Genomic DNA, 22,804 nt, shown 5'->3' with positions numbered 1-22,804 from the left:
GTGATGAACCTGATTCAACATGCCGATTCTCCACGGTACATCCGGCTGCATGCGCTGGATAACGTGGTCGTGGTGGTCAATGACCAGGGCGTGCCAGCCGGAACCGAATTCGACGACGGGCTGGTGACTGTCGATAACGTGCCGCAGAGCCACAAGATCAACACCGTTGATCTGGCCGAAGGAGACGCCGTGATTCGTTACGGCGCCACCATCGGCTACGCGCTGCAACCGATCCCTCGCGGCAGTTGGGTCAGGGAAGACCAGCTGCGCATGCCGTCGGCACCGGCGCTCGACAGCCTGCCGATGTCCGACGCGGTGCCGGAGAAGGCGGCGCCGCTGGAAGGCTACACCTTCGAGGGTTACCGCAACGCCGACGGCACCGTCGGCACGCGCAACATTCTGGGCATTACCACCACGGTGCAGTGCGTGACCGGCGTGCTCGACTTTGCCGTCAAGCGCATCCGCGAAGAGCTGCTGCCCAAATACCCGAACGTCGATGACGTGGTGGCGCTGACCCATAGCTACGGTTGTGGTGTGGCGATCACCGCGACGGACGCCTACATCCCGATTCGCACGGTGCGCAACCTGGCACGGAACCCTAACCTGGGCGGCGAGGCATTGGTGATCAGCCTGGGCTGCGAGAAATTGCAGGCCGGGCAGGTGATGCACGAGGACGACAGTTCGGTCGACCTCAGCGAGCCCTGGCTCTATCGGCTTCAGGATGCCAGCCATGGCTTCAGTGAAATGGTCGAGCAGATCATGGATCTGGCCGAAGTGCGGCTCAAGAAGCTGGACCTGCGCCGCCGCGAGACGGTGCCGGCGTCCGAGTTGATCCTGGGCATGCAGTGCGGCGGCAGCGACGCGTTTTCCGGCATCACCGCCAACCCTGCGCTGGGCTTTGCGTCCGACCTGCTGCTGCGCGCCGGGGCCACGGTGATGTTTTCCGAAGTCACGGAAGTGCGCGACGCCATTTACCTGCTGACCTCGCGGGCCGAAAGCCAGGAAGTCGCGCAGGAACTGGTGCGGGAAATGGACTGGTACGACCGCTACCTGGCCAAGGGCGAAGCGGATCGCAGCGCCAACACCACGCCGGGCAACAAGAAAGGCGGGTTGTCGAACATTGTCGAGAAGTCTTTGGGCTCTATCGTCAAGTCCGGCAGCAGCGCCATCAACGGCGTGCTGGGCCCGGGTGAGCGGTTCAAGCAAAAGGGCCTGATCTTCTGCGCCACGCCAGCCAGTGACTTTGTGTGCGGCACCTTGCAACTGGCGGCCGGGATGAACCTGCACGTGTTCACTACCGGGCGTGGTACGCCGTATGGCCTGGCAATGTCGCCGGTGGTAAAGGTTTCGACCCGCACCGAGCTGGCCCAGCGCTGGCCGGACCTGATCGATATTGACGCCGGCCGCATCGCCACCGGGCGCGCCAGCATCGAGGATCTGGGCTGGGAGCTGTTCCACTTCTATCTGGACGTGGCCAGCGGCAAGAAGAAGACCTGGACCGAGCATTATCGTCTGCACAACGACATCACTCTGTTCAACCCCGCGCCGATTACCTGATCGGAGCATTTCCTCTACGGCAGCTCCCGCGCTTGTGGGAGCTGACCGGCCGGCGCTCCGCTTGTCCGCGAAGACATAGTTACAGCCAATAGATGTTTGGCGAATGTACCGGCCTCTTCGCGGATGAGTCTGCTCCCGCAGTTCTGCGGCTCCCTCGGCAGTGCCGATTGCCTGGTCGGAGGATTACGGCGGTAGGAGCGGCTATTCCGGCACTTCCCCCAGCACATTGCGCACGTATTCCGGTGTCAGGCCGTTGTACCAGAGCAGGATGGTCGACACGAGAATCGTCACCAGCACCAGCAGCCCCACGCCCCACACTGCGGCAGCGTACAGCGGGGCCTTGCCTTCGGGCAGGCGCATGAAGGTGCCGATCCCCACGAACAGCAGCAGTGTCGAGTACACCGACGCCATGCCCAGCACCAGGATCGCCAGCCAGCGGCCTGGATACAGTCCGGCCAGTCCTGCGACGAAAAACGGAATCGTGGTGTAGGTCGCGAAGCCAATGCACTGGTTCAGCGTCGGTCGCGTTTCAAACGTGCGGGACATCCAGCGAATGAACGCACCCATCATTGCCACGCCGAGCAACGTCGCGACGTACAGCAAGGCGCACAGCTGCAGCGCGCTTCTGGTGCTCAGCCAGACCCGCTCGCCCACCGCCAGACTCCATCCGACCTGTGTCGTGCCGATGAACAGGCACACTGCTGGAATCAGCGCCAACAGAATCAGATGCGGCAGATACTGGCGCGGTGATTCATCCTCCTGGGCTCGTATGTCTCGCCAGGCCTGCTTGGGTTTTGTGAACAGTTTGATGATGGACGCGCTCATCAGGAATCCCTCTACGGTTGGTCGCTACCCGCATTGTCCTTGCGAGCCCGACCGGCCCGGATGCCCGACAAGGCGGTGGTTTCGAGAGGGTGGACCAGTGGCGGCGGCACTGCTGAAAAAAAGCTCATTTTTCCTACTTCGCTGAACTTTAAGGCCCTCCGACGCCTCTTCTACTTCAAGGGCGACCGGTCTGGTCGTATCGTTGACATGCAGGAGGTTTCAAATGCCTTGGATAACAGAAGGTCATCTGTGGCTGTTTACATTGCTCACCGCTTTGGTAGTGATCGCAGACATATGGGCGATCATGCGCGTGCGCAAAACGGTGACTGCGTCCAACGACAAGCTGATGTGGATGATCGTGATTGTGGCCGTACCGATTCTCGGCGTGCTGGCGCTGGTGGTTGCCGGACCTCGCCACGTACCCCGTCCTGCCGATCCGGCAAAACAGGGCACCAAGTACTGAGGCGTGGGTTCAGGAATATTTCGAAGAGTGGTGTGGGTAGTCCACCAGACGCGCGCCGATGACCATTTCGCTGATCCAGTTGGTCAGCATTGAGCTATAGACGCTCTGGCTGATGTCGCTGCTCAGCGCATGGTCGGCGCCATCCACCAGCCGGTAGGTCAGCGAGTGGGCAAGCTCGAAGGCCCCGCGATAACTCATCAAGGTCGCGTGCGGGACGTAATCGTCCTGCTCCGATTCGATCAGCAGCACATCCCCCTTGAATTCCTTGCAGGCAGCCAGCGCGCGATTATCGGCGGCGGTAACCGCCGAGCGGCGGTAGTGCGCCAGCTTGTCACGATCCAGTTGCTGCTTGGGCATGTCCCAGTCGGCGTCCCAATACAGCGCAGGCACCCGCAACGCGAGCCATTTCACCGGCCGCAGCGAGCTGAGGATGGTTGCCAGGTAACCACCGTAGCTGCTGCCGATCACCGCGATGGCCCGCGGGTCCACGGCAGGATGTTCAACCAGACGATCATAGGCGGCCAGCAGGTCTTCGAGGCTTTGTTCACGGGACACGGTCGCCCGCAACTCGTGGGTGCGCTCATGTCCGCGCAGGTCGAAGGTCAGGCAGACGCAGCCCAGCCCCGTGATGTTCTTGGCGCGGGCCAGATCCCGTTGCTGACTGCCGCCCCAGCCGTGCACGAACAGAATCCCAGGAATCTTCTCGCCGGGCGAAAGAATGGTGCCGGAAATCGACTGGTTTTCGACGCTTATCTCGATGCTTTCACTGCGAACGCTCATAAGGCTCAACCTGTGTGTATTTAGTGATGAATCCGACTTGCGGATCGTCGCCCTCGAACAGGACCTCGGCGCCACGCGGCAGCGTGGTTTCGCCGTAAACCTCGTGGGTCGAGGCATCAATCCGCTGCAACGCGGGCGCGTCGGCGAAAGCCAGCAACGCTTCGATTTCCGCCGCGCTGGCGCCGCCGATGCGCCAGGATTGCTCCAGAACGCCGGAACGAGACTGGCCGTGGGCATCGACGCCCATGGCAATGTCGTAATTGCGGCGGGATGCCACCAAGCCCTGGAAACAACTCGACGCCGCCCGGTCATAGGCCATGGCCTGCTTGATGGAGTGGCGTACTGGGTCATCCAGTTCCAGCGCCAGCAACGCATCGAAACCGCCGCGCACCACTCGCAGGCTGGAGCCGCCGTACACGCTTTCACCCTGGTTATCGCGCGTCAGGCTCTGGGTCCCGTAATAACTGGCAAGCAGGCCGGCGATGCTGATCTGGCCCACGCTGTAGGTGACGACCTGTTGAAGATTCTCCTCCAGCACCAGCCCCCACTGGTTTACATCCTGGCTGTCCTGCGCCTCGATGGCGGCGGCCAGTTGTGCCTCGGACGTGACTTCGAGCTGCCCGCGTCCAGCGGTGGCCAGCACCGGCTTGATGCGAATCGGGCCGTTTACCAGCAGGCGCTTGCCGGCCTCCAGGGCGTCGGCATGATTGAACACGCTGAAGCCAGCAAGCACCGCGTCGGCGGTCTGGCGGTGAAACTCGTCGGACCAGCCCGCGGGACGGGCCGTGGCATTGTCCAGCAATGGGTGGGAAATGGCTTTGGTCGCCATGAACGGCTCGGCGATCAGGCCGCCGAACAGATCGTCGGCCGACTGGATATCCAGGTGACGATGCTGGGGGTGGCCGATCAGGGTATCGGAAGGGACGAAATAGAGCGTGCGGCCTTTGCCGTCATGCACGGTGGAGTCATAAAGCCCGCCGAAACGCGCGCCGAGCAGGCTGGCGATCTTGCGGCCCAGGGCCTCATGGACAGCTAATTCGTGAGTGGCGAGTTTCTTGTGGGTGGGCAATAGAACGACTTCCGCTTTCACAGCACCTGTTCGTGACCCGCTCATAGACGCGCTCCTTACGAGGCTTTTTTCAAGGCAGTGATCAGTTCCTGCTTGCTCATGGTCGACCGACCAGCGATCTTCAGGCCACGAGCGCGTTGCATCAGGTCGGCCTTGGTGTATGACTCCAGCGACTGGCCCGAGCGAGGTTCGCCGTGTCGGGTGGCTGCCGCGCGTTTGGCCGAATCCTTGCGCGCGGCCGTCTTGGCCGAGGCCGGCTTCTGAGTGCCCGATCCGCCTTTGCGCTCGCCACCGCCGGACTGTTTGTTGACCGTGGCCCAGGCGCGTGCTTCGGCTTCGCCCTTGGACACGCCCTTTTGCTCGTAACCTTCTTCGATATGTTCGGCCTTGCGCTTCTGCTTCTCGGTGTATTTGTCTTTGTTGGCGGCAGGCATGGCTTGAAATCTCCGAATTGCTGGGTGGATTTTTCATCGGCTTCAGGTTTATGAAGCCAAACCCGCGCCTGGAGTTCCTGAGCGTTGATCAGTGGCGCCGATCGAACGCAGGACGTTGCCATGCTTCTGCAACACAGGCGTGTTTACATCCTCGCCATTGAAACCTGGAGGGGGAAGGCACATGAGCCTGATTGCCAAATGGGCGTTGCAGCTGGTGGCGGTATTTGTGGTCGGCTGGGCGGCTGCCGTCGCCGCCAGCTGGAGCGGCGGCATCGTGAATGGCGACGGCAGCGAACGGCTGGCGCAGTTGAGCGAGGCATCGTTGGATCGAGCACTCCCGTGAACCCGCAGGAACCGGCTTGCCGGCGAACGGAACGCTGAATCACGGGCAAAAAAATGGCCCACAACGCGGTGGGCCAAATGGGATTCATCAAAGGAGTGAGTCAAATTTACCGACCCGGAGGTGAAGAGGATGTGAAATGGATGTCACGGAATCGAGAACCGTTTTCCAGTGTCGGACAACCGTTCGGGGTTTGAGTCTGCTGTGAAACAGCGCTGTTGTGATGAGCAACAGCGCCATGGCCGGAAGCGGTGTTCAGGAGGCGGCGCGGGAGCTTTCAGCCACTGGTCGGCGCCCGGAATGGTGGGGCAGGGGGTGCGGCGCGTCGATCCGCGATTTCATACGCTCGGCGAATTCATTGGCTTCACGCCAGTCGCGGCACGTCACCGGATAGTCGTCGAGCCTGACGATCCAGTGGTTGTCAAAGTGACCCTCTTCAATTCGGATAAGCATGTTCAGCATCTCCATCTGGCAAGGTGAGCGGTGCCGGTTCAGCGGCGCATGAAATCAACGCTGGGAATCCTGCGCCGAAATCCCGAACCGGGCCACCACTATGATGCAGAACCCGATGAACGAATGGCTGCCGCTCACGGGGCCGGCAGCCCACTCAGGCATACCGGGCCCGCAGGCCTGGAGAATCCTAGAATGCCAGCTTGAATCCGATCGAACCGAGCATGATGGCGAGGAACGGGCGCAGCAGATCGTCGGACACCCGGCCGGTCATGTGGCTGCCCAGCCAGATCCCCGGCAATGAACCCATCAGCAGCCAGCCCAGCAGGCCCCAGTCCATATTGCCCATGCTCGCGTGACCCAGGCCGGCGACCAGGGTCAGCGGCACGGCGTGGGCGATTTCAGTGCCGACCAGGCGTCGGGTGGGAAGCAGCGGATAAAGAATGAACAGCGCGACGGTGCCCAGCGCACCGGCACCGATGGACGTCAGCGCCACCATCGTACCCAGCAGCAGGCCGGTGGCGACCGTCAGGCTGTTGAGGCTGGAGCCGCTGAACAGCGATTGCCCGTCGCCCCGGCTGTGGGCGTAGGCCAGCAGTTTCTTCTTGAACAGCACCGCCAGCGCGGTCAGCAGCAGAACGAAACCCAATGCCTGCTTGATGATGGCGTTGACTGCTTCCGGGGCCGAATCCAGCGTGCTGAGAAACCACAGCGTCAGCAATACCGCCGGCACACTGCCCAGCGTCAGCCAGCCGGTGATCTTCCAGTCGATGTTGTCGTTCTTGCGATGAACCAGCACACCGCCGGACTTGGTGATCGCGGCGTACAGCAGATCGGTGCCCACGGCGGTCGCCGGATTAATGCCAAACCACAGCAGGATGGGGGTCATCAACGAACCACCGCCCACTCCGGTCATGCCCACGATAAAGCCCACGATCAGGCCAGCTACAACAAAACCCAAACCACCCACATCCATAACCGACCCTGTAAACCAGACTTATCAGGCAAAAAGTGGCGGGCAGCATAGCGCCTTATGTTTTAAGCGGTTATGAAGATGTGTTCTAAGGTTATAACCATTTCGATCCCATGGCGGCCAGGCCGATGGCTTCGACGGACCGCGGCACGTCCTGCGCATCCAGCCAGTCGAGCAAGGCGTCGGCTTCCATCGGTCTGGCGATCAGGTAACCCTGGCCTTCATGACAGCCCCAGGCGCTGACCAATGCGCGGATTTCTTCAGTCTCGATACCTTCTGCAACCACGCAGTAGTCAAGCTTTGTCGCCAAGCCGATCAGCGCCTGCACCAGTCGCTGGTCCTGCTGGTCGGTTGCCAGATTGCGCATCAGGGATTGGTCGAGCTTCACGGTGGTCGCCGGCAATTGGCGCAGATAGCTCCAGTTGCTGTAGCCGGTACCGAAGTCGTCGATAGCCACGGTCATGCCCAGCTGGCGCAGGCGTTCCAGCTGATTACGCACTTCGGCGGGATTGTGCATCAGCGCGCCTTCGGTGAACTCCAGCTCGAAACGGCGTGGTGGAATGCCGTAGTGCTGAAGAAGGCTGATCATGCGGTCGGTGAAGTCCGAGCCTGACAGATCCTCGGGCGTGACGTTGATCGCAACCCGAAAGATGAAACCATGGGCCTGCCAGATGGCGGCCTGCTCGACGGCGTGCTGCAGAACCCAGAGGCTCAGCGGACGCATCAGCGCGGTCTTCTCGGCCAGCGGGATGAATTCGGCGGGCCCTACAGGCCCGAGGGTCGGGTGCGTCCAGCGCAGCAGCGCTTCGACGGACGTGCAGGCGCCGGTCGCCAGATCGATACGAGGCTGGTAGACCAGGCGCAACTGGTCCGGCGCATGCACGGCGGCGGTCAGCGAGGCCAGCAGGCGAAATGCCCGCTGCTGGGCCGCATCGCACTGAGGCTTGTACCGCGCCCAGCCCAAGTTGCGCTCACGGGCATCGTTGGCCGCGCTGACCACCTGGCGCATCCAGTCCTGCTCCTGGCCCGGCTCGCTCTTGAGGCTGACGATGCCCATCCCGACCTGCATCTGGACCGGATTGCCACGGCAGTGAACCGGCGCCGCGCAGGCCTTGAGGATGGCGTTGTACAAGTGCTCTTGTGCAGCGTTGCCGGGCAGCAGGAAGCCGAAACGGGTCGGGCTGATGCGGTACAGCCGACAACCGGCAGGCAGTTGTTCCTCGAGGCGCTTTCTGATCGCCATCACCAGTTCCTGGGTAAAGCCGTAGCCCAGCGCCTTGACCACATCGTTGAGAAACTGGGGGGCGAACATGTCGACCGCCACTAACTGGCTGTCGCAACCTGTGCTCAGCACTTCGCGCATGTCTTCTTCCAGCCGCAGGCGGTTGTACAGGCCCGACGGCTGGTCGACATAACAGCTCAGCCTCAGGCTGACGATGCGCTTCATGACCAGCGAAGTGAAACGCTTGAGCATCGAGGCCTCACGCGCACTCATGGCGGGGCGCGGCTTGGTATCAATGACGCACAGGCTGCCCAGGCGCAGACCGTCCTCGGTGATCAGCGGGGCACCGGCGTAATAGCGGATACCCGGCTCGCCGGTCACCAGGGCGTTTTCCTTGAAGCGCGGATCCAGCGTCGCATCCGGGATCTCGAAGGGTTCATCACTGAGAATGGTGTAGGCGCAGAAGGAAACGTCCCGCGGAGTTTCCTGAGCCTGCAGCCCCACGCGGGCGCGAAACCACTGACGGTGTTTGTCGACGATGGAGATCAGCGCAATCGGCGCTTCGAAAAATTCCGCCGCGATTGCGACGATCTCGTCGAACACTTGATCCGCAGAGTTTTCCAGCACGCACAGCTCTTCGATCCGTAATAGACGTTGTGCTTCGTTCAGAAGGATGGGCGCGCCGGAATGCATAGGACTCTCGCATCGAATGATGCCACTTTGATATTGCGGATCACTTTATCAGATGGAGAGGCTTTGGCTAGACGTGTCGCAGGCAGGTACGGGTGCAATCAGGGGGTTGTCGCAGGCGTGCAGGCGCCGGATAACCCGAACGGCGCGGGCTTTCAGGGTTAAAAGCCGTTCGTCGTCCGGGGAAGTTTTGTTCAGCTTGCGTGGGTTTGCTCAGCCAGCGGCTGGTTGCCCGGCAGGTTTCCAGGCAGCGGCAAATCGGCACGGGCGTTCAACAGCTGTCCGTGAGCGTAAAGCGTGCTGGCGATCAGCGTGCAGAACATCTTGAGGGTATCCAGGGTTTCCTGATCGTCCAGCTTCGCGGGTACCGGGTCCAGCCCGCACAGCGTGCCGAAAAACTCCCCGTTGGGGAAAATGATCGGCAGGGAGAAGTAGCTCTGAAATCCGAACAGCTTGGGGATCGGGTGCTGTGCATATTTAACGTCGCAGGCCACTTCGCTGATGATCACCGGCGTGCGATGCAGGCGCAGTTCATTGCAGATGGTCTCCTCGATTTGCATCTGATGGCCTGGCTCGACGCCGAACTGCACTTCGTCATGTACCGCACACGCCAGCCAGGTGGTGTCGGTGACTTTCGCAATGGCCGAAAAGCGCATACCGGTCAGGCGCGTGACCAGCTTCAAAAGGCTCGACGTGGCTTCAATTTCGCTGATGACAGCGAGTTCCATAGCCGTCAGATTGCTGTTCAACATGGTCTACCTCAACGCTAAATGAGCAAAAGTTGGCTATGGCAGCGATCAGTTACCCGATGCTTCAGCTCAATGTGCCATTATTCTGCCACATATCAAAGGGCTGTACATCACTATCACAGTACCAGTCGTAATTTTGACGCTCTCGCGGCGCATATACCGACGAAGGGCACTGGCAGCCACGAAACCCGCAGGTGCTGAACCAGCGTCGTCGCAGGCAAGCGCTCCTGCAGGTGGAACTGCCAAGCCTGGACAATGCCCAAACTCTATCACTCATTGAGGGTATGACCATGACCGACGAAAAGAAAGAGCCACCCAAGGAAGACGACACGCCGGCCCACTCCACCGAGCAGGAACGCGAGCGCCTGAAGGATTTCAACAAAGGCGGCATTCCGCCTGGGGCCTGCTGACCGGCAATCATCCTCGCGCCCGGTCAGCAGGATCGGGCGCGGTAGCCAGTGACACAGCATTGGGGTTATAGAACCCCAACCCCTTCCCTGCGAGAGCCATGATGAGCAGCCAATACCGGACCGAAGCGCAGCGCCTGGAACAGGCGTTTGCCGACGCATACCAAGCCTATCGCAATCACATCAACTCCACGCCTTACCCCGCCTCCGAAGAGGAGTGGGCCGAGCACGACCGCTATCGCGACCGCGTATCCCAGGCCAGTGCCGAGTGGGGGCAATATTGCTCGGATAACAAGCATTTGCGCTGAAGCGTGCCTCCAGAGTGCCGCCGACGGTCAACGGGCGGTTCTGGAGGCCACGTACTTGACGAGGCTTTGCAGAGGCTTTGTCACGAGAAACGTCGCTTCTTCATCCGGAATGGTGATGTTGAATTCCTTCTCGATTTCCAGAAAGACTTCCACAATATCCAGGTCGTCTGCGCCAAGTGAATCCAGGGTGCTGGTCGGAGTTATTCGTGCTTCATCGACCCCCAGCTTGTCGTGCAGAATAGATTGAATCGTCGCCATAACTGTATCCATGATCGCCATCTCGCATTTAGCTGTTCAAACACAACCAAGTGCGAAACTAGGCCCATGGCGGAACCACGTCTACTGGCAGAAATACGAGGTTCCGCGCTTGCTGGTCAGCCCACCGATTTCAACAATGATCGCCGTTCTCCTGTGTGGAAGAGGCCTGTATGCCCAGCGCATTCGAAAGCGTACTCAAGAACAAGAACATGGCTTATCGCGGACCGGGGCGGGCGTTGCCGGTCGAACAGGCCGTCACCCGTGTTGCGTTTGTGCTGATGGACAACTTCTCGATGATGTCCTTTACCGGCGCGGTGGATGCGCTGGTCACCGCCAACCTGATGAGCGAAACGCCGCTGTATGAAGTGCTGACGGTCGGAGTGTCCGGGTGTCAGGTCACCAGTGACCTGGGCATCGTGATTTCCGCCGATACCGAACTGGCCGCACTGGGCGACGATCAGGACATGCTGATTGTGGCCGGCGGATACCGCGTCCGTTTGCAGAGCGAGCCGTCGTTGCGCCGCAAGCTGCGCGCCAGTGCGACTGCAGGCGCGGTGCTGGGCGGTTTGTGGAACGGCGCGTTCTTTCTGGCCGATGCGCAGTTGCTCGACGGCTTCCAGTGCGCCTTTCATCCGGAAGGGCGCGCGATGATGGCCGAGGTCTTTCCCAAGGTCACTGTTTCCAATCGGGCCTACGTGGTGGATCGCGGGCGGGTCAGCTGCGCCGGCGCCAACAGCTCGTTGCGCATGATGCTCGAACTGATTCGCCAGACCGGCGGCCAGGCAGTGGTCGGCGCCATCGAGGAAGTGCTGCGCTGCGATGAGTCCGGCGATGCCACTGATCTGCCGCCGGTGTTCGTCGAGTCCGATCCGACGCTGCCGCAGAGCCTCAAGCTGGCGATGGAGCTGATGGTGCAGAACATCGAAGAGCCGTTGACCATCGACGAGCTGGCAGTGTGTATCAATATTTCCAAGCGGCAACTGGAGCGGCGTTTCTGTCGCTTCCTCGGCGCAACGCCCACGCGCTATTACCTGGAACTGCGTCTGACCCGCGCCCGCCAGTTGCTGCAACAGACCAACCGCTCGGTGACCGAAATCGCCGTCGCCACCGGCTTCATCAGCACCCCGCATTTCCAGCGCCGGTTCCGGGATTTTTTCGGCGTTCCGCCGGGCAGCTACCGCGCCACCTACGAACGCCGCCATTAACCCCGGCACCGCTTCACAGGTAAAACGCCGCGGACCTTGGTCGCGAAGACAGTCTTCCAGACGAAGATGATGTAGCGTCTGTGCCGAAGCCTTCGCGACCAAGGTCGCTCCTACAGATAAAACGCCACCCCACACCGAATATCCACACACTGTCACACCTCTGTTATGACTCATCAGGCATGGTCGGCACCTGTTGGTGGTCGTGACAGTGGACAAAATATGCTCAATGGCCTTTCGGTCGACGTCGGTTATCGGCACAATTCGCCTCCGCTTTTTTCGGGAGGCCAGCGGACTCCTGTTGGCCGACCCTTATTACGGATAGCGCAATGATCAAAACGCCGTACTACCTCATCGACAAACAGAAGTTGCTGAGCAACCTTGAGAAGATCGCCTACGTGCGCGAACAGTCCGGCGCCAAGGCGCTGCTGGCCCTCAAGTGTTTCGCCACCTGGTCGGTCTTCGACCTGATGCAGCAGTACATGGACGGCACCACGTCCAGCTCGCTGTATGAGCTCAAGCTCGGCAAACAGAAATTCGACGGCGAGACCCATGCCTACAGCGTGGCTTGGGCCGACGACGAAATCGAAGAGATGGTCGCCAACTGCGACAAGATCATCTTCAACTCCATCGGCCAGCTCGAACGCTATGCCGATGCAACCGAAGGCACCGTGCGCGGCCTGCGCGTCAATCCGCAGGTGAGCAGCTCCGACTACCTGCTGGCCGATCCGGCGCGTCCGTTCAGCCGCCTGGGCGAATGGAACCCGGAAAAGATCGCCGCAGTGATGGATAAGATCTCCGGCTTCATGTTCCACAACAACTGCGAAAACGGTGACTTCAACCTGTTCGACCAGATGCTGACCACCATCGAAGAGCGCTTCGGCGAACTGCTGCACCGCGTGAACTGGGTCAGCCTGGGCGGCGGCATTCATTTCACCGGCGAAGGCTATGACATCGATGCCTTCTGCGCACGGCTCAAGTCGTTTTCCGAGAAATATGGCGTGCAGGTCTATCTGGAACCGGGCGAAGCCGCCATCACCAACAGCGCATCGCTGGAAGTGACCGTGCTCGACACCCTGTTCAACGGCAAGCATCTGGCTGTGGTCGACAGCTCCATCGAAGCGCACATGCTCGATCTGCTGATCTACCGCCTAAACGCCAAACTGGCCCCGAGCGACGGCGAACACACCTACATGGTGTGCGGCAAGTCGTGCCTGGCCGGGGATATTTTCGGCGAGTATCAATTCGATCGCCCGCTTGCCATTGGCGATCGGCTGTCGTTCATCGACGCCGCGGGTTACACCATGGTCAAGAAGAACTGGTTCAACGGCCTGAAAATGCCGTCCATCGTAGTGAAACAGCTCGACGGTACAGTCGAGGTGGTTCGTGAGTTTGGTTTCGAAGACTACTTGTCCAGCCTTTCGTAAGCTGGCGCTTTAAGGAGAGATGAATAAATTGAAGAAGAACGTACTTATCATTGGTGCAGGAGGTGTCGCCAAGGTGGTGGCCCACAAGTGCGCGCAGCACAACGACGAACTCGGTCGTATTGCTATCGCGTCGCGCAACATCTCCAAATGCCAGGCCATCATCGACAGCGTCAAGGCCAAGGGCAGCCTCAAACAGCCCGCTGATATCCAGGCCTTCGCGCTGAACGCACTGGACATCGAAGCGACCAAGAACCTGATCCGTGAAACCGAATCGCAGATCGTGATCAACGTGGGTTCCGCTTTCCTCAACATGTCGGTGCTGCGTGCCTGCATCGACACCGGCGTGGCCTATCTGGACACCGCCATTCACGAAGAACCGGGCAAGGTTTGCGAGACGCCGCCCTGGTATGGCAACTACGAGTGGAAGCACCTCGAGGAATGCCAGCAAAAGAACGTCACCGCCATTCTGGGTGTGGGTTTCGACCCGGGCGTGGTCAACGCCTATGCCGCACTGGCGCAGCAACAGCATTTCGACCACATTGATTCGATCGACATTCTCGACGTCAATGCCGGTTCCCATGGCAAGTATTTCGCCACCAATTTCGACCCGGAAATCAACTTCCGCGAATTTACCGGACAGGTGTGGAGCTGGCAGAACAACCAGTGGACCAGCAACACCATGTTCGAGGTCAAGCGTACCGATGATCTGCCTGTCGTAGGCTCGCAGAACCTGTACCTGACCGGCCACGATGAAGTGCATTCGCTGTCGAAGAACCTGGACGTGCCCAACGTGCGCTTCTGGATGAGCTTCGGCGAGCATTACATCAACGTGTTCACCGTTTTGAAAAACCTGGGCCTGCTGTCCGAGAAGCCGGTCAAGACCGCCGAAGGCCTGGAAGTCGTGCCGCTCAAAGTGGTCAAGGCCGTGCTGCCCGATCCCGCCTCGCTGGCGCCGGGTTACAGCGGCAAGACCTGCATCGGTGATCTGGTCAAAGGCACCAAGGATGGCAAAGCGCGTGAAGTATTCATCTACAACGTCGCCGACCACGTGGATGCCTTCACCGAAACCGACAGCCAGGGCATTTCCTACACCGCCGGTGTGCCACCGGTAGCCGCCGCGCTGCTGGTTGCCCGTGGCGAGTGGGACGTCAAGCACATGGCCAACGTTGAAGAACTGCCGGCCGAGCCGTTCCTCAAGCTGCTGGACGTGATGGGCCTGCCGACCCGCATCAAGGACGAACACGGCGACCGCCCGTGGGATCAGGCGATCTGATACAGCGTAGGAACCCGCTCGCTGGCGAAACGGCCTGAGCATCTGCCGATGCATCATCGCCCTTGCGCCAGTCTTCGCCAGCAAGCTGGCTCCTGCGGTTGAGGTGTGGCGCTGTTGCCATAAAAAAGGATCGCCCAGGCGATCCTTTTTTTGTGCCCGCTCAGCGACGCGTTATTCGCCAGCCGTCGCTCAACCGACCACGCATGAATGTTCTTACCGCCGGTCCAGCATTTTTTCAGGCTGTCAGGGCCGGCACAGACTGCTGGTGCGGACGGTCAGCAGGGCAGGGAAGCGGTGCGACGCCACGGGTTCGCCCGCAATGCGCTTGAGCAGGGTTTCTACGGCCCGCACACCTTGGGCGTGCATGCTGGTGCTGATGCTGGTCAGTTGCAGATGCGGCGCCAGGGGCGTGTCGTTGTAACCGACCACGGCAATATCGCGCCCGGCCACCAGGCCGCGATTGCGCATCGCGCCGAACAGCCCGATGGCCAGGAAATCGTTGACCGCGAAGATCGCCGTCGGTGGCTGCGGGTGGTTTAGCAAGCGCTCGCCGATACTGAAACCGGCCTGGGTGTCGAAGTGGCCGGTAATGATCCGTTCCGGCGCGATATCGATGCCGCGTTCCCGGTAGTACTCGACGAAGCTGGCGGCACGCTCGCCGGCGTTGCTGCTGTGCGCTTCGCCGGCGATCACCGCCACGCGGGTGTGGCCCTGGGCGTAAAGATGTTCGGCAGCCAGGCGACCGCCCATTTCATCGTCCGAGGTGATCGAACAGTGGTTGCCGCGTCGACGGCTCACCAGCACGAACGGCACTTTGCGCTCGGCCAGTTCTTCAAGAAAACCGGGTTCCGGCGTGCAGTGCACGTCGCTGATGATCAGTCCTTCCACATTGCGCGCCAGCGCTCGCTCGGCCAGTTCCCGCTGGCGTTCCGGGCGGTCGAGGGTGTTGGCGACGAACGAGGTGTAGCGCCGGGCGCTGGCGGCTTCGTCGATGCCTTCATAGATCGTCGCCAGCACGATATCGGAGAGCCTGGGCACCAGAATCGCAATCTCGCGGCTGTGCCGGGTTTTCAATGTGCGGGCGTGAGTGTTGGGCTGGTAATCGAGGCTGGCGGCCAGGGCGCGAATGCGTTCGATGGTGTCCTTTGACGCCGCGCGCCCGGCGTGGTCCAGCGTGCCGTTGAGCACCCGCGAGACCGTCGAGACGTGCACGTTGAGCTGTTGGGCAATTCCGCGAAGCGTGGCTGGACGTCGGTTCATGAGAGGGCCCTAAACGCGGTTGCGCCACGATGGAGCGAGGCGTACCAAAAGATTGCACAAACCATTGCGCAACACTACCCAAACGTTTGGGTGCTTTTTTCAGGCGATTTTTTAACGCCGCTAAGTTTTTGAAAACAGCCGAATTTTTACAGCTGTCCGGTGCCGGGGAGCCACTCGATAAAAAAGTTGGTATGGGCATTGCGTTGGGCCTGTCAGCTCTCCTTACCTGACTGATGGGAAACTCGCTATGACGCATGCTTCTGTAACCCGCGCACGTAGTTTTACCCGATTGGCACTGGCTTGCTCGATAGCCATTGGCGGCCTGGCGCCGCTGGCGGCGATGGCCGACAGCACGCTGAAGATCGCCATGACCGCAGCGGACATTCCGCTGACCCACGGTCAACCGGATCAAGGATATGAGGGCAACCGCTTTACCGGGATCACGATCTTCGATTCCCTGGTGGAGTGGGATTTGTCCCAGAGCGAAAAACCCAGCGCCCTGGTGCCGGGACTGGCGACTGAATGGGCGGTCAACCCCGACGATCACACCAAGTGGATCTTCAAACTGCGCCCCGGCGTGAAGTTTCACGATGGCTCAGCGTTCAACGCCGATGCGGTGGTGTGGAACGTCAACAAAGTGCTCGACAAGCAGGCGCCGCAATATGCGCCGGGACAGATCGGCATGACGGTTTCCCGCATGCCGACTTTGCGCAGCGCGAAAAAAGTCGACGATCTGACCGTCGAGCTGACCACCAGCGAACCCGATGCCGTGCTGCCGTACAACCTGACCAATCTGTTCATGGCCTCACCTGCCGCCTGGCAAAAAGACTTCACCGCCGTGCCCGCAGGCATCACCGATCCGGCCGAGCGTTCCAAGCAGGCCTGGACCGCCTTCGCCGGCCATTCCTCCGGCACCGGCCCGTTCAAGATGAACCGCATGGTGCCGCGCCAGGTGCTGGTGCTGGACAAGAATCCGGACTACTGGGACGCCAAGCGCGTACCCAAGGTTGATCGCGTCGAACTGATTCCACTGCCCGAAGCCAACGCCCGCACTGCCGCGCTGTTGTCCGGTCAGGTGGACTGGATCGAAGCCCCCGCACCGGACGCCATCGATCAGCTCAAGAGCAAGAAATTCAAGATCTACGCCAACGCCCAACCGCATATCTGGCCGTGGCAGTTTTCCTTCGCCGAGGGTTCGCCCTGGCTCGACAAACGCGTGCGCCAAGCGGCCAACCTGTGCCTGGATCGCAGCGAGTTGAAGGCTTACCTGGGCGGCTACATGCAGGAAGCCACCGGCACTTACGAGAGCGACTCGCCGTGGTACGGCAACCCTGATTTCAAGATCAAGTACGACCAGGCCGCCGCGCAAAAGCTCATGACCGACGCCGGTTTCAGCGCCGCCAAGCCCGTCAAGGTCAAGGTCCTGACTTCGGCGTCCGGCTCCGGGCAGATGCAGCCGCTGCCGATGAACGAATACATCCAGCAGAGCCTCAAAGGCTGCTATTTCGATGTGGAAATCGCGGTAACCGAATGGAACACGCTGTTCAGCAGCTGGCGTCTGGGCGCGAAAGACCCGGCCGCGCAGGGGGCCAACGCAATCAACGTCAGCGCAGCGGTCATGGACCCGTATTTCGGCATGGTGCGTTTCGCCAGCGAGAAGGCCTTCCCGCCGGTCTCCAATAACTGGGGCTACTTCTCCAGCCCGCAAGTCGAAAAGCTGATCACCGCCGTGCGCAACTCTTTCGACCCCAAAGCCCTGGACGACGCCTCCGGCAAGCTCAACGCCGCCATCGTCAACGAAGCCCCGTTCCTGTACGTCGCCCACGACGTAGGACCACGCGCCATCTCGCCGAAAGTCACCGGAGTCGTCCAGCCGCAAAGCTGGTTCATCGACCTGACGCTGGTTTCCAAACAGGACTGAGAAGCCTGACTGGCGCGCTATCGATGGGAGCGGACCGGGCGGCGCTCCCACAGGACGTGTGATGCCCTGACGACCGTGACTGCCCTGTGTGAGGAACACCTATGCTCTCTTACATCCTGCGACGCATTCTGCTGGCAACGCCCATTCTGTTGGGCGTGGCGCTGGTGTGCTTCATGCTCGTGCAAATGGCGCCCGGCGACCCGTTGGTCTCGGTGATGCCGCCGGACGCTTCCGAAGCGCTGCGCGAACAACTGGTTCAGGCCTACGGCTTCGACAAACCGTTGCCGGTGCAATTCGGCCTGTGGCTCTGGCATGCCGTGCAGGGCGATCTGGGCATGTCCATCGCCAGCGGCCGGCCGGTCACGGCGGAAGTGCTGGGAGCGGTGGGTTATTCCCTGCGTCTGGCGCTGCTCGCCACCCTGATCGGCTTCGTGCTGGGCAGCCTGTTCGGCTTCGTCGGCGGCTACTTCCAGGACAGCTGGCTGGACCGCGTGGCCTCGGCCATTTCCGCCATTGGGGTCAGCGTGCCGCACTACTGGCTGGGCATGCTGATGGTCATCATCTTTTCCTCGCAACTGGGTTGGCTGCCGGCCACCGGCGGCGGCCCGCTGGGGCAGGCGGCATGGGCCTGGGACTGGGCGCATCTGCAATTCATGATCCTGCCGGCCATCACGCTGTCGGTGATTCCCACCGGCATCATTGCCCGCACCGTGCGTGCCCAAGTGGCGGAAACCCTGTCTCAGGAATTCATCATTGGCCTGCGCGCCAAAGGGTTGAGCGAATGGGGCCTGTTCCGGCATGTGGTGAAGAACGCCGCACCCACCGCGATGGCGGTCATGGGCTTGCAGATCGGTTACCTGATGGGCGGCTCGATCCTGGTGGAAACCGTGTTCGCCTGGCCCGGCACCGGCCTGCTGCTCAACTCCGCCATCTTCCAGCGTGACCTGCCGTTATTGCAGGGCACGATCTGGGTCCTGGCGCTGTTCTTCGTCGCGCTGAACCTGTTGGTGGACATCCTGCAAACGCTGCTCGATCCGCGTATCAAAAGGGGCTGAACATGAACCTGTCGATACTCCGACCGGCTGCACCGGTCATCACCCCTGTCGAAAGCTCGCCCGGCTACTGGAGCGAAGTGTTCGGCCGGGTTCGTCGCGACCCGGTGGCGCTGTTCGTCGGCTCCATCATCTTCGTGCTGTTGCTGCTGGCGGTGTTCGGCCCATGGATCGTACCGGGCGATGCCTTCACCACCTCGATGTTCAAACGCCTGAAACCCATCGGCACCGAAGGCTTCCCGCTGGGCACCGACGAACTGGGTCGCGACTTGCTGTCGCGGCTGATGCTGGGTGCGCGGCTGTCGCTGTTCATGGGCATCACACCGGTGATCTTCGCCTTTTTCATTGGCGGCGCCATCGGGGTGATCGCCGGTTACTTCGGCGGCTGGCTGAACAGCCTGATCATGCGCACCGTGGACGTGTTCTACGCGTTCCCGTCGGTGCTGCTGGCCATCGCGTTTTCCGGAGCCTTGGGCGCCGGAGTCAACAACGCGCTGCTGTCGCTGACTCTGGTCTTCGTCCCGCAAGTGGCGCGGATTGCCGAGAGTGTCACCACCCAGGTGCGTAACCGGGACTACATCGAAGCCGCCCGCGCTTCCGGGGCCAGCCCGTTCACCATCATCCGCACGCAGGTGCTGGGCAACGTGCTGGGACCGATCTTCGTGTTCACCACCGGGCTGATTTCGGTGTCGATGATTCTTGCGTCCGGCCTGTCGTTCCTCGGGTTGGGCGTCACGCCGCCGGAGCCGGAGTGGGGCCTGATGCTCAACACCCTGCGCACCGCGATCTACACCCAGCCGCTGGTATCGGCGTTGCCGGGGGCGATGATCTTCATCACCTCGATCTCTTTCAACGTACTGGCCGAGCGCTTGCGGGTGGCCATGGCAATCAGGAGCTGACCATGACCACGCGTGATATTGGCGGTCCAGCGCAGCCACTGCTGAAAGTGGAAAATCTGGTCAAGCACTTCCCGGTCAAGGGCGCGTTGGGCAAACGCAGCGTGGTCCGCGCCGTGGACGGTATCAACTTCGTGGTGCACAAGGGTGAGACGCTGGGCGTGGTCGGCGAGTCCGGCTGCGGCAAGTCCACCACCGCGCGTTTGCTGATGCAACTGATCGAACACGACAGCGGTGAGCTGATCTTCGACGCCATGAGCGTCGGCGGTCATCAGCTGCCGCTACGTGACTACCGCCGCCAGGTGCAGATGGTGTTTCAGGACAGCTACTCGTCCCTCAACCCGCGCATGACCATGGAGCAATCGGTTGCGTTCGGCCCCTCGGTGCACGGCGTAAGTCAACGTGATTCATTGCAGCGCGCCCGCGATCTGTTGGGGCGCGTAGGGCTGGAGCCGACGCGCTTTGCCGGTCGCTATGCCCACGAACTGTCCGGCGGCCAGCGCCAGCGGGTCAACATCGCCCGTGCCCTGGCGGTGGACCCGCGGCTGGTGATTCTCGACGAAGCAGTCTCGGCGCTGGACAAGTCCGTGGAAGCCCAAGTGTTGAACCTGCTGCTGGACCTCAAGGACAGCCTGCAACTGACTTACGTGTTCATCAGCCACGACCTGCATGTGGTGCGTTATCTGTCCGACCGGATCATGGTCATGTACCTGGGAGAAATCGTCGAAATCGGCCCGGCCGAAGCGCTTTTCTCCGACGCACAGCATCCGTACACCCAAGCGCTGCTGACGTCCATGCCGTCCATGGACCCTGCGCAGCGCACGCTGCTGTCGCCGTTGACGGGCGATCCACCCAGCCCGATCGACCCGCCATCCGGTTGCCGCTTCCACACCCGCTGCCCTCATGCCGAAGCCGTCTGCGCCCAGACCGCGCCGCTGCTCACGGAAACCGCCGCCGGGCATCAGGCCGCGTGCCTGATGGTGCAGCCGGGAGCCGGGCACAGCCGCAGCCCGGCAGCGGAATTGATTCACAGAGGAGCGCTGGCATGAACTCACAACCCATGGTTGCCGTGCGTGACCTCAAGGTGCGTTTCAAGCGCGGCGGGCAGACGTTGTCGGCGGTCAACGGCGTCAGCCTGCAAGTGGCGCGGGGCGAAGTGCTGGCGCTGATCGGCGAGTCCGGCTCCGGCAAGAGCGTGACCCTGCGCGCCCTGATGCGCCTGCATTCGGAGCGTTCAACCACCATCGAAGGCCAGATCGATATCGCCGGGCAAGACCTGATGAAGCTGTCCCGCAGCCAGCTTCAGGCGCTACGCGGTCCGGTGGCGTCGATGATTTTCCAGGAACCGCTGCTGGCGCTGGACCCGGTCTACACCATCGGCCAGCAGATCGTCGAAGCGCTGCGCCGACACACGCCCATGTCCAGGGCCGAGGCCCGCGCGGCGGCCCTCGAAGCGCTGCGCAGCGTGCGCATTCCCAGCCCCGAGCAGCGCCTGGACGCGTACCCGCATGAGATGTCTGGCGGCATGCGCCAGCGGGCGATGATCGCTTTGGCGCTGGCCTGCAAACCGCAAATCCTGCTGGCGGACGAACCCACCACCGCGCTGGACGCCACGGTGCAGATCCAGATTCTGATCCTGCTCCGTGAGCTTCAGCAGGCGCTGGGCTTGTCGATCATCTTCGTCACCCACGATATCGGCGCGGCGGTGGAAGTCGCCGACCGGGTGGCGGTGATGTATGGCGGGCGCATCGTCGAACAGGCGCCGCTCGCTGAGTTGCTCGACAACCCCCAGCACCCGTACACCCGTGTGCTGCTGGGCACGCGCCCCAAGGATGGGCTGCGCAAAGGCGAGCGTCTGGTCAGTATCCCCGGTGCGCCGCCGGATCTGGCGAAGCTGCCGGCCGGTTGCGCCTTCGCGCCCCGTTGCCCGCATGCCAGTGATATCTGCCGCCATGACGTCCCGCCCATCGAGGACGTGCAGGCCGAACATTCGGTGAGCTGCCACCACTGGAACCAAGCCCCCGTTCATTCCCTTCGAGAGTCCATGTCATGACCGATTCTTCGTTTGCTCTGATGCCGTATCCGCACGTTGACGTCCCGCGCTCGACCAGCGGGCCGCTGGCCGGCTACACCTTCGCGGCCAAGGATCTGTTCGACGTCGCGGGCTATCCCACCGGCGGCGGCAACCCGCATGTGCTGGCCATGTCCGGCATCAAGATCGTCACCGCGCCGGCCATTCAGCGTCTGCTCAATGCCGGTGCCGAACTGATCGGCAAGGCGCATACCAATGAAATGGCATTCTCCATGAGTGGCAAGAACGCTCACTACGGCACGCCGCGAAACGGTGCGGCTCACGATCGGATTCCCGGCGGCTCGTCGTCGGGTTCGGCATCGGCGGTTTCCAACGGCCTGTGCGATTTCTCCATGGGCAGCGACACCGGCGGCTCGGTGCGCACGCCGGCCAGTTATTGCGGGCTGTTCGGCTTGCGACCGAGCCACGGTCGCGTGTCGCTGGCTGCCACCCAGCCGCTGTGCGAAAGCATGGATACCGCTGGCTACTTTGCGCGTGACGCCAAGGTCTTCGGCCTGGTGGGCGAAACCCTGCTGGGTGAGGATTCGGCGCCATTGCCGCAAACCCCGCAACTGGTGATCAGCGACGCACTGTTCGCCCTGTTGCCCGCTGCCTCCCTCGACGCCCTGGCGCCAGCCATCGCACAGATCACCGACTGCTGCGGCCCGCTGGAAAAACTCGAAGGTGAACTGCCTTCGTTGAGCGACGCTTACTGGGCGTTTCGCTACATCCAGGGCCGCGAAGCCTGGCAAGCCCAAGGCGAACTGATCGAGCGCGAAGGCCTGGCGCTGGGGCCGGACGTGGCGCAGCGTTTCGCCTGGTCCAAGGCGGTCACCGACGAGCAGTACAACGATGCGTGCGCCCTGCGCGAACGCTTCGCCGCTCATTGGAAAGAATTGCTCGGCAACCGCGTGCTGGTCATGCCCACCGTCCCCGACATCGCACCGCTGCTTACCGCCAAGGATGAAGAAATCGAAGAAACCCGCCGCATCTCCCATCACCTGCTGGCCATCGCCGTCATGTGCCGCACGCCGCAACTGACCATGCCCTTGGTGAAGAAAGACGGCGTACCGCTGGGGATTTCCCTGATGGGGCCCGCCGGCAGCGACCTGAGCCTGGTGAAACTCGCCGTGAAAATCGCCGAATCGAAAAATCTGTAACAACGGTCACCTCAATC

At 61.7% G+C, this 22,804-nt stretch carries 23 protein-coding genes; 13 read left to right on the top strand and 10 right to left on the bottom strand.

Annotation, left to right across the window (positions count from 1 at the left end; genetic code table 11):
* Positions 1 to 3 precede the first annotated feature (3 nt).
* Positions 4 to 1,557, top strand: a complete 1,554-nt coding sequence (garD, locus tag EGJ27_RS23195) for a galactarate dehydratase (RefSeq protein ID WP_125833073.1) — start codon at positions 4 to 6, stop codon at positions 1,555 to 1,557.
* Positions 1,558 to 1,758: 201 nt separating this feature from the next.
* Here garD and EGJ27_RS23190 read toward each other — a convergent pair whose 3' ends face one another.
* Positions 1,759 to 2,382 (bottom strand): Yip1 family protein, encoded by a 624-nt coding sequence (locus tag EGJ27_RS23190; RefSeq protein WP_125833072.1) that lies wholly within the window; start codon positions 2,380 to 2,382, stop codon positions 1,759 to 1,761.
* Positions 2,383 to 2,605: 223 nt separating this feature from the next.
* Here EGJ27_RS23190 and EGJ27_RS23185 point away from each other — a divergent pair, with 223 nt between their 5' ends.
* Entirely contained in the window at positions 2,606 to 2,845 is a 240-nt protein-coding gene (locus EGJ27_RS23185) for a PLDc N-terminal domain-containing protein (protein WP_125833071.1), read from the top strand.
* A gap of 9 nt (positions 2,846 to 2,854) precedes the next feature.
* On the opposite strand, the gene EGJ27_RS23180 is transcribed toward EGJ27_RS23185, so the two are convergent.
* The 3 genes from EGJ27_RS23180 to EGJ27_RS23170 are packed head-to-tail and all read right to left on the bottom strand — an operon-like array spanning position 2,855 to position 5,128.
* Entirely contained in the window at positions 2,855 to 3,625 is a 771-nt protein-coding gene (locus tag EGJ27_RS23180) for a S9 family peptidase (protein WP_125833070.1), read from the bottom strand.
* The gene (locus EGJ27_RS23175) at positions 3,609 to 4,739 is read right to left on the bottom strand and encodes a DUF3182 family protein (protein ID WP_125833069.1); all 1,131 of its coding nucleotides are present in this window, start codon (positions 4,737 to 4,739) and stop codon (positions 3,609 to 3,611) included. The genes EGJ27_RS23180 and EGJ27_RS23175 overlap by 17 nt, the downstream gene beginning before the upstream one ends.
* Before the next feature lie 11 nt (positions 4,740 to 4,750).
* A complete protein-coding gene (locus tag EGJ27_RS23170; protein ID WP_125833068.1) occupies positions 4,751 to 5,128 on the bottom strand; it encodes a Rho termination factor N-terminal domain-containing protein in 378 nt (125 codons plus the stop codon).
* Positions 5,129 to 5,309: 181 nt separating this feature from the next.
* Between EGJ27_RS23170 and EGJ27_RS24930 the strand changes: the two genes are divergently transcribed.
* On the top strand, positions 5,310 to 5,471 hold the full coding sequence (locus tag EGJ27_RS24930) for a hypothetical protein (protein ID WP_177523091.1): 162 nt from the start codon (positions 5,310 to 5,312) through the stop codon (positions 5,469 to 5,471).
* A gap of 252 nt (positions 5,472 to 5,723) precedes the next feature.
* Here EGJ27_RS24930 and EGJ27_RS23165 read toward each other — a convergent pair whose 3' ends face one another.
* The 4 genes from EGJ27_RS23165 to EGJ27_RS23150 all read right to left on the bottom strand — a co-directional run bounded on the left by EGJ27_RS23165 (position 5,724) and on the right by EGJ27_RS23150 (position 9,552).
* Complete coding sequence (locus EGJ27_RS23165; protein WP_125833067.1) at positions 5,724 to 5,921, bottom strand: hypothetical protein; 198 nt, start codon at positions 5,919 to 5,921, stop codon at positions 5,724 to 5,726.
* Positions 5,922 to 6,108: 187 nt separating this feature from the next.
* Entirely contained in the window at positions 6,109 to 6,894 is a 786-nt protein-coding gene (locus EGJ27_RS23160; RefSeq protein WP_125833066.1) for a sulfite exporter TauE/SafE family protein, read from the bottom strand.
* 91 nt (positions 6,895 to 6,985) lie between these two features.
* Positions 6,986 to 8,806: an EAL domain-containing protein gene (locus EGJ27_RS23155; RefSeq protein WP_125833065.1), complete on the bottom strand. Its 1,821-nt coding sequence runs from the start codon at positions 8,804 to 8,806 to the stop codon at positions 6,986 to 6,988.
* A 191-nt stretch (positions 8,807 to 8,997) separates the two neighbouring features.
* Positions 8,998 to 9,552, bottom strand: coding sequence for a GAF domain-containing protein (locus EGJ27_RS23150; RefSeq protein ID WP_125833125.1), 555 nt, complete (start codon positions 9,550 to 9,552; stop codon positions 8,998 to 9,000).
* Between the two features lie 508 nt (positions 9,553 to 10,060).
* Between EGJ27_RS23150 and EGJ27_RS23145 the strand changes: the two genes are divergently transcribed.
* Positions 10,061 to 10,267, top strand: a complete 207-nt coding sequence (locus tag EGJ27_RS23145; RefSeq protein ID WP_148100598.1) for a hypothetical protein — start codon at positions 10,061 to 10,063, stop codon at positions 10,265 to 10,267.
* Between the two features lie 27 nt (positions 10,268 to 10,294).
* Here the strand turns inward: EGJ27_RS23145 and EGJ27_RS23140 are convergent, their stop codons facing one another.
* Complete coding sequence (locus EGJ27_RS23140) at positions 10,295 to 10,525, bottom strand: acyl carrier protein (protein ID WP_256672907.1); 231 nt, start codon at positions 10,523 to 10,525, stop codon at positions 10,295 to 10,297.
* Positions 10,526 to 10,695: 170 nt separating this feature from the next.
* Here EGJ27_RS23140 and EGJ27_RS23135 point away from each other — a divergent pair, with 170 nt between their 5' ends.
* From EGJ27_RS23135 to EGJ27_RS23125, 3 genes are all read left to right on the top strand, one after another.
* Entirely contained in the window at positions 10,696 to 11,730 is a 1,035-nt protein-coding gene (locus tag EGJ27_RS23135) for a GlxA family transcriptional regulator (RefSeq protein ID WP_125833062.1), read from the top strand.
* Between the two features lie 326 nt (positions 11,731 to 12,056).
* Positions 12,057 to 13,154, top strand: coding sequence for a carboxynorspermidine decarboxylase (nspC, locus tag EGJ27_RS23130; protein ID WP_125833061.1), 1,098 nt, complete (start codon positions 12,057 to 12,059; stop codon positions 13,152 to 13,154).
* Positions 13,155 to 13,182: 28 nt separating this feature from the next.
* Entirely contained in the window at positions 13,183 to 14,427 is a 1,245-nt protein-coding gene (locus tag EGJ27_RS23125; protein ID WP_125833124.1) for a saccharopine dehydrogenase family protein, read from the top strand.
* 243 nt (positions 14,428 to 14,670) lie between these two features.
* Here the strand turns inward: EGJ27_RS23125 and EGJ27_RS23120 are convergent, their stop codons facing one another.
* Positions 14,671 to 15,687 carry a LacI family DNA-binding transcriptional regulator gene (locus EGJ27_RS23120; RefSeq protein WP_125833060.1) on the bottom strand — a complete coding sequence of 339 codons (1,017 nt, stop codon included), beginning with the start codon at positions 15,685 to 15,687 and terminating at the stop codon, positions 14,671 to 14,673.
* Between the two features lie 247 nt (positions 15,688 to 15,934).
* On the opposite strand from EGJ27_RS23120, the gene EGJ27_RS23115 reads away from it, so the two are divergent.
* From EGJ27_RS23115 to EGJ27_RS23090, 6 genes are all read left to right on the top strand, one after another.
* On the top strand, positions 15,935 to 17,608 hold the full coding sequence (locus EGJ27_RS23115) for an ABC transporter substrate-binding protein (protein WP_125833059.1): 1,674 nt from the start codon (positions 15,935 to 15,937) through the stop codon (positions 17,606 to 17,608).
* Between the two features lie 101 nt (positions 17,609 to 17,709).
* Complete coding sequence (locus EGJ27_RS23110) at positions 17,710 to 18,663, top strand: ABC transporter permease (RefSeq protein WP_125833058.1); 954 nt, start codon at positions 17,710 to 17,712, stop codon at positions 18,661 to 18,663.
* Positions 18,664 to 18,665: 2 nt separating this feature from the next.
* Positions 18,666 to 19,559 (top strand): ABC transporter permease, encoded by an 894-nt coding sequence (locus EGJ27_RS23105; RefSeq protein ID WP_125833057.1) that lies wholly within the window; start codon positions 18,666 to 18,668, stop codon positions 19,557 to 19,559.
* A 2-nt stretch (positions 19,560 to 19,561) separates the two neighbouring features.
* Positions 19,562 to 20,605, top strand: coding sequence for an ABC transporter ATP-binding protein (locus EGJ27_RS23100; RefSeq protein ID WP_125833056.1), 1,044 nt, complete (start codon positions 19,562 to 19,564; stop codon positions 20,603 to 20,605).
* A complete protein-coding gene (locus EGJ27_RS23095) occupies positions 20,602 to 21,609 on the top strand; it encodes an ABC transporter ATP-binding protein (RefSeq protein ID WP_125833055.1) in 1,008 nt (335 codons plus the stop codon). The genes EGJ27_RS23100 and EGJ27_RS23095 overlap by 4 nt, the downstream gene beginning before the upstream one ends.
* The gene (locus EGJ27_RS23090; protein ID WP_125833054.1) at positions 21,606 to 22,787 is read left to right on the top strand and encodes an amidase; all 1,182 of its coding nucleotides are present in this window, start codon (positions 21,606 to 21,608) and stop codon (positions 22,785 to 22,787) included. Before EGJ27_RS23095 ends, EGJ27_RS23090 begins: the two co-directional genes overlap by 4 nt.
* The last annotated feature ends 17 nt before the right edge of the window (positions 22,788 to 22,804 follow it).

The sequence above is a fragment of the Pseudomonas sp. v388 genome (assembly GCF_003935425.1).
In the GTDB taxonomy this organism is placed as follows: domain Bacteria; phylum Pseudomonadota; class Gammaproteobacteria; order Pseudomonadales; family Pseudomonadaceae; genus Aquipseudomonas.
The sequence above is the reverse complement of the archived record's forward strand: the minus strand, read 5'-3'. Positions and strand labels throughout refer to the sequence as shown.

Bases quoted from the DNA above. Each gene is read 5' to 3' on its own strand.
- EGJ27_RS23175 (WP_125833069.1), bottom strand. From the start codon at position 4,739: ATGAGCGGGTCACGAACAGGTGCTGTGAAAGCGGAAGTCGTTCTATTG.
- garD (WP_125833073.1), top strand. From the start codon at position 4: ATGAACCTGATTCAACATGCCGATTCTCCACGGTACATCCGGCTGCAT.
- EGJ27_RS23095 (WP_125833055.1), top strand. From the start codon at position 20,602: ATGAACTCACAACCCATGGTTGCCGTGCGTGACCTCAAGGTGCGTTTC.
- EGJ27_RS23115 (WP_125833059.1), top strand. From the start codon at position 15,935: ATGACGCATGCTTCTGTAACCCGCGCACGTAGTTTTACCCGATTGGCA.
- EGJ27_RS23140 (WP_256672907.1), bottom strand. From the start codon at position 10,525: ATGGCGACGATTCAATCTATTCTGCACGACAAGCTGGGGGTCGATGAA.
- EGJ27_RS24930 (WP_177523091.1), top strand. From the start codon at position 5,310: ATGAGCCTGATTGCCAAATGGGCGTTGCAGCTGGTGGCGGTATTTGTG.
- EGJ27_RS23110 (WP_125833058.1), top strand. From the start codon at position 17,710: ATGCTCTCTTACATCCTGCGACGCATTCTGCTGGCAACGCCCATTCTG.
- EGJ27_RS23135 (WP_125833062.1), top strand. From the start codon at position 10,696: ATGCCCAGCGCATTCGAAAGCGTACTCAAGAACAAGAACATGGCTTAT.
- EGJ27_RS23170 (WP_125833068.1), bottom strand. From the start codon at position 5,128: ATGCCTGCCGCCAACAAAGACAAATACACCGAGAAGCAGAAGCGCAAG.
- EGJ27_RS23090 (WP_125833054.1), top strand. From the start codon at position 21,606: ATGACCGATTCTTCGTTTGCTCTGATGCCGTATCCGCACGTTGACGTC.
- nspC (WP_125833061.1), top strand. From the start codon at position 12,057: ATGATCAAAACGCCGTACTACCTCATCGACAAACAGAAGTTGCTGAGC.
- EGJ27_RS23145 (WP_148100598.1), top strand. From the start codon at position 10,061: ATGATGAGCAGCCAATACCGGACCGAAGCGCAGCGCCTGGAACAGGCG.
- EGJ27_RS23155 (WP_125833065.1), bottom strand. From the start codon at position 8,806: ATGCATTCCGGCGCGCCCATCCTTCTGAACGAAGCACAACGTCTATTA.
- EGJ27_RS23100 (WP_125833056.1), top strand. From the start codon at position 19,562: ATGACCACGCGTGATATTGGCGGTCCAGCGCAGCCACTGCTGAAAGTG.
- EGJ27_RS23105 (WP_125833057.1), top strand. From the start codon at position 18,666: ATGAACCTGTCGATACTCCGACCGGCTGCACCGGTCATCACCCCTGTC.
- EGJ27_RS23185 (WP_125833071.1), top strand. From the start codon at position 2,606: ATGCCTTGGATAACAGAAGGTCATCTGTGGCTGTTTACATTGCTCACC.
- EGJ27_RS23165 (WP_125833067.1), bottom strand. From the start codon at position 5,921: ATGCTTATCCGAATTGAAGAGGGTCACTTTGACAACCACTGGATCGTC.
- EGJ27_RS23160 (WP_125833066.1), bottom strand. From the start codon at position 6,894: ATGGATGTGGGTGGTTTGGGTTTTGTTGTAGCTGGCCTGATCGTGGGC.
- EGJ27_RS23120 (WP_125833060.1), bottom strand. From the start codon at position 15,687: ATGAACCGACGTCCAGCCACGCTTCGCGGAATTGCCCAACAGCTCAAC.
- EGJ27_RS23190 (WP_125833072.1), bottom strand. From the start codon at position 2,382: ATGAGCGCGTCCATCATCAAACTGTTCACAAAACCCAAGCAGGCCTGG.
- EGJ27_RS23180 (WP_125833070.1), bottom strand. From the start codon at position 3,625: ATGAGCGTTCGCAGTGAAAGCATCGAGATAAGCGTCGAAAACCAGTCG.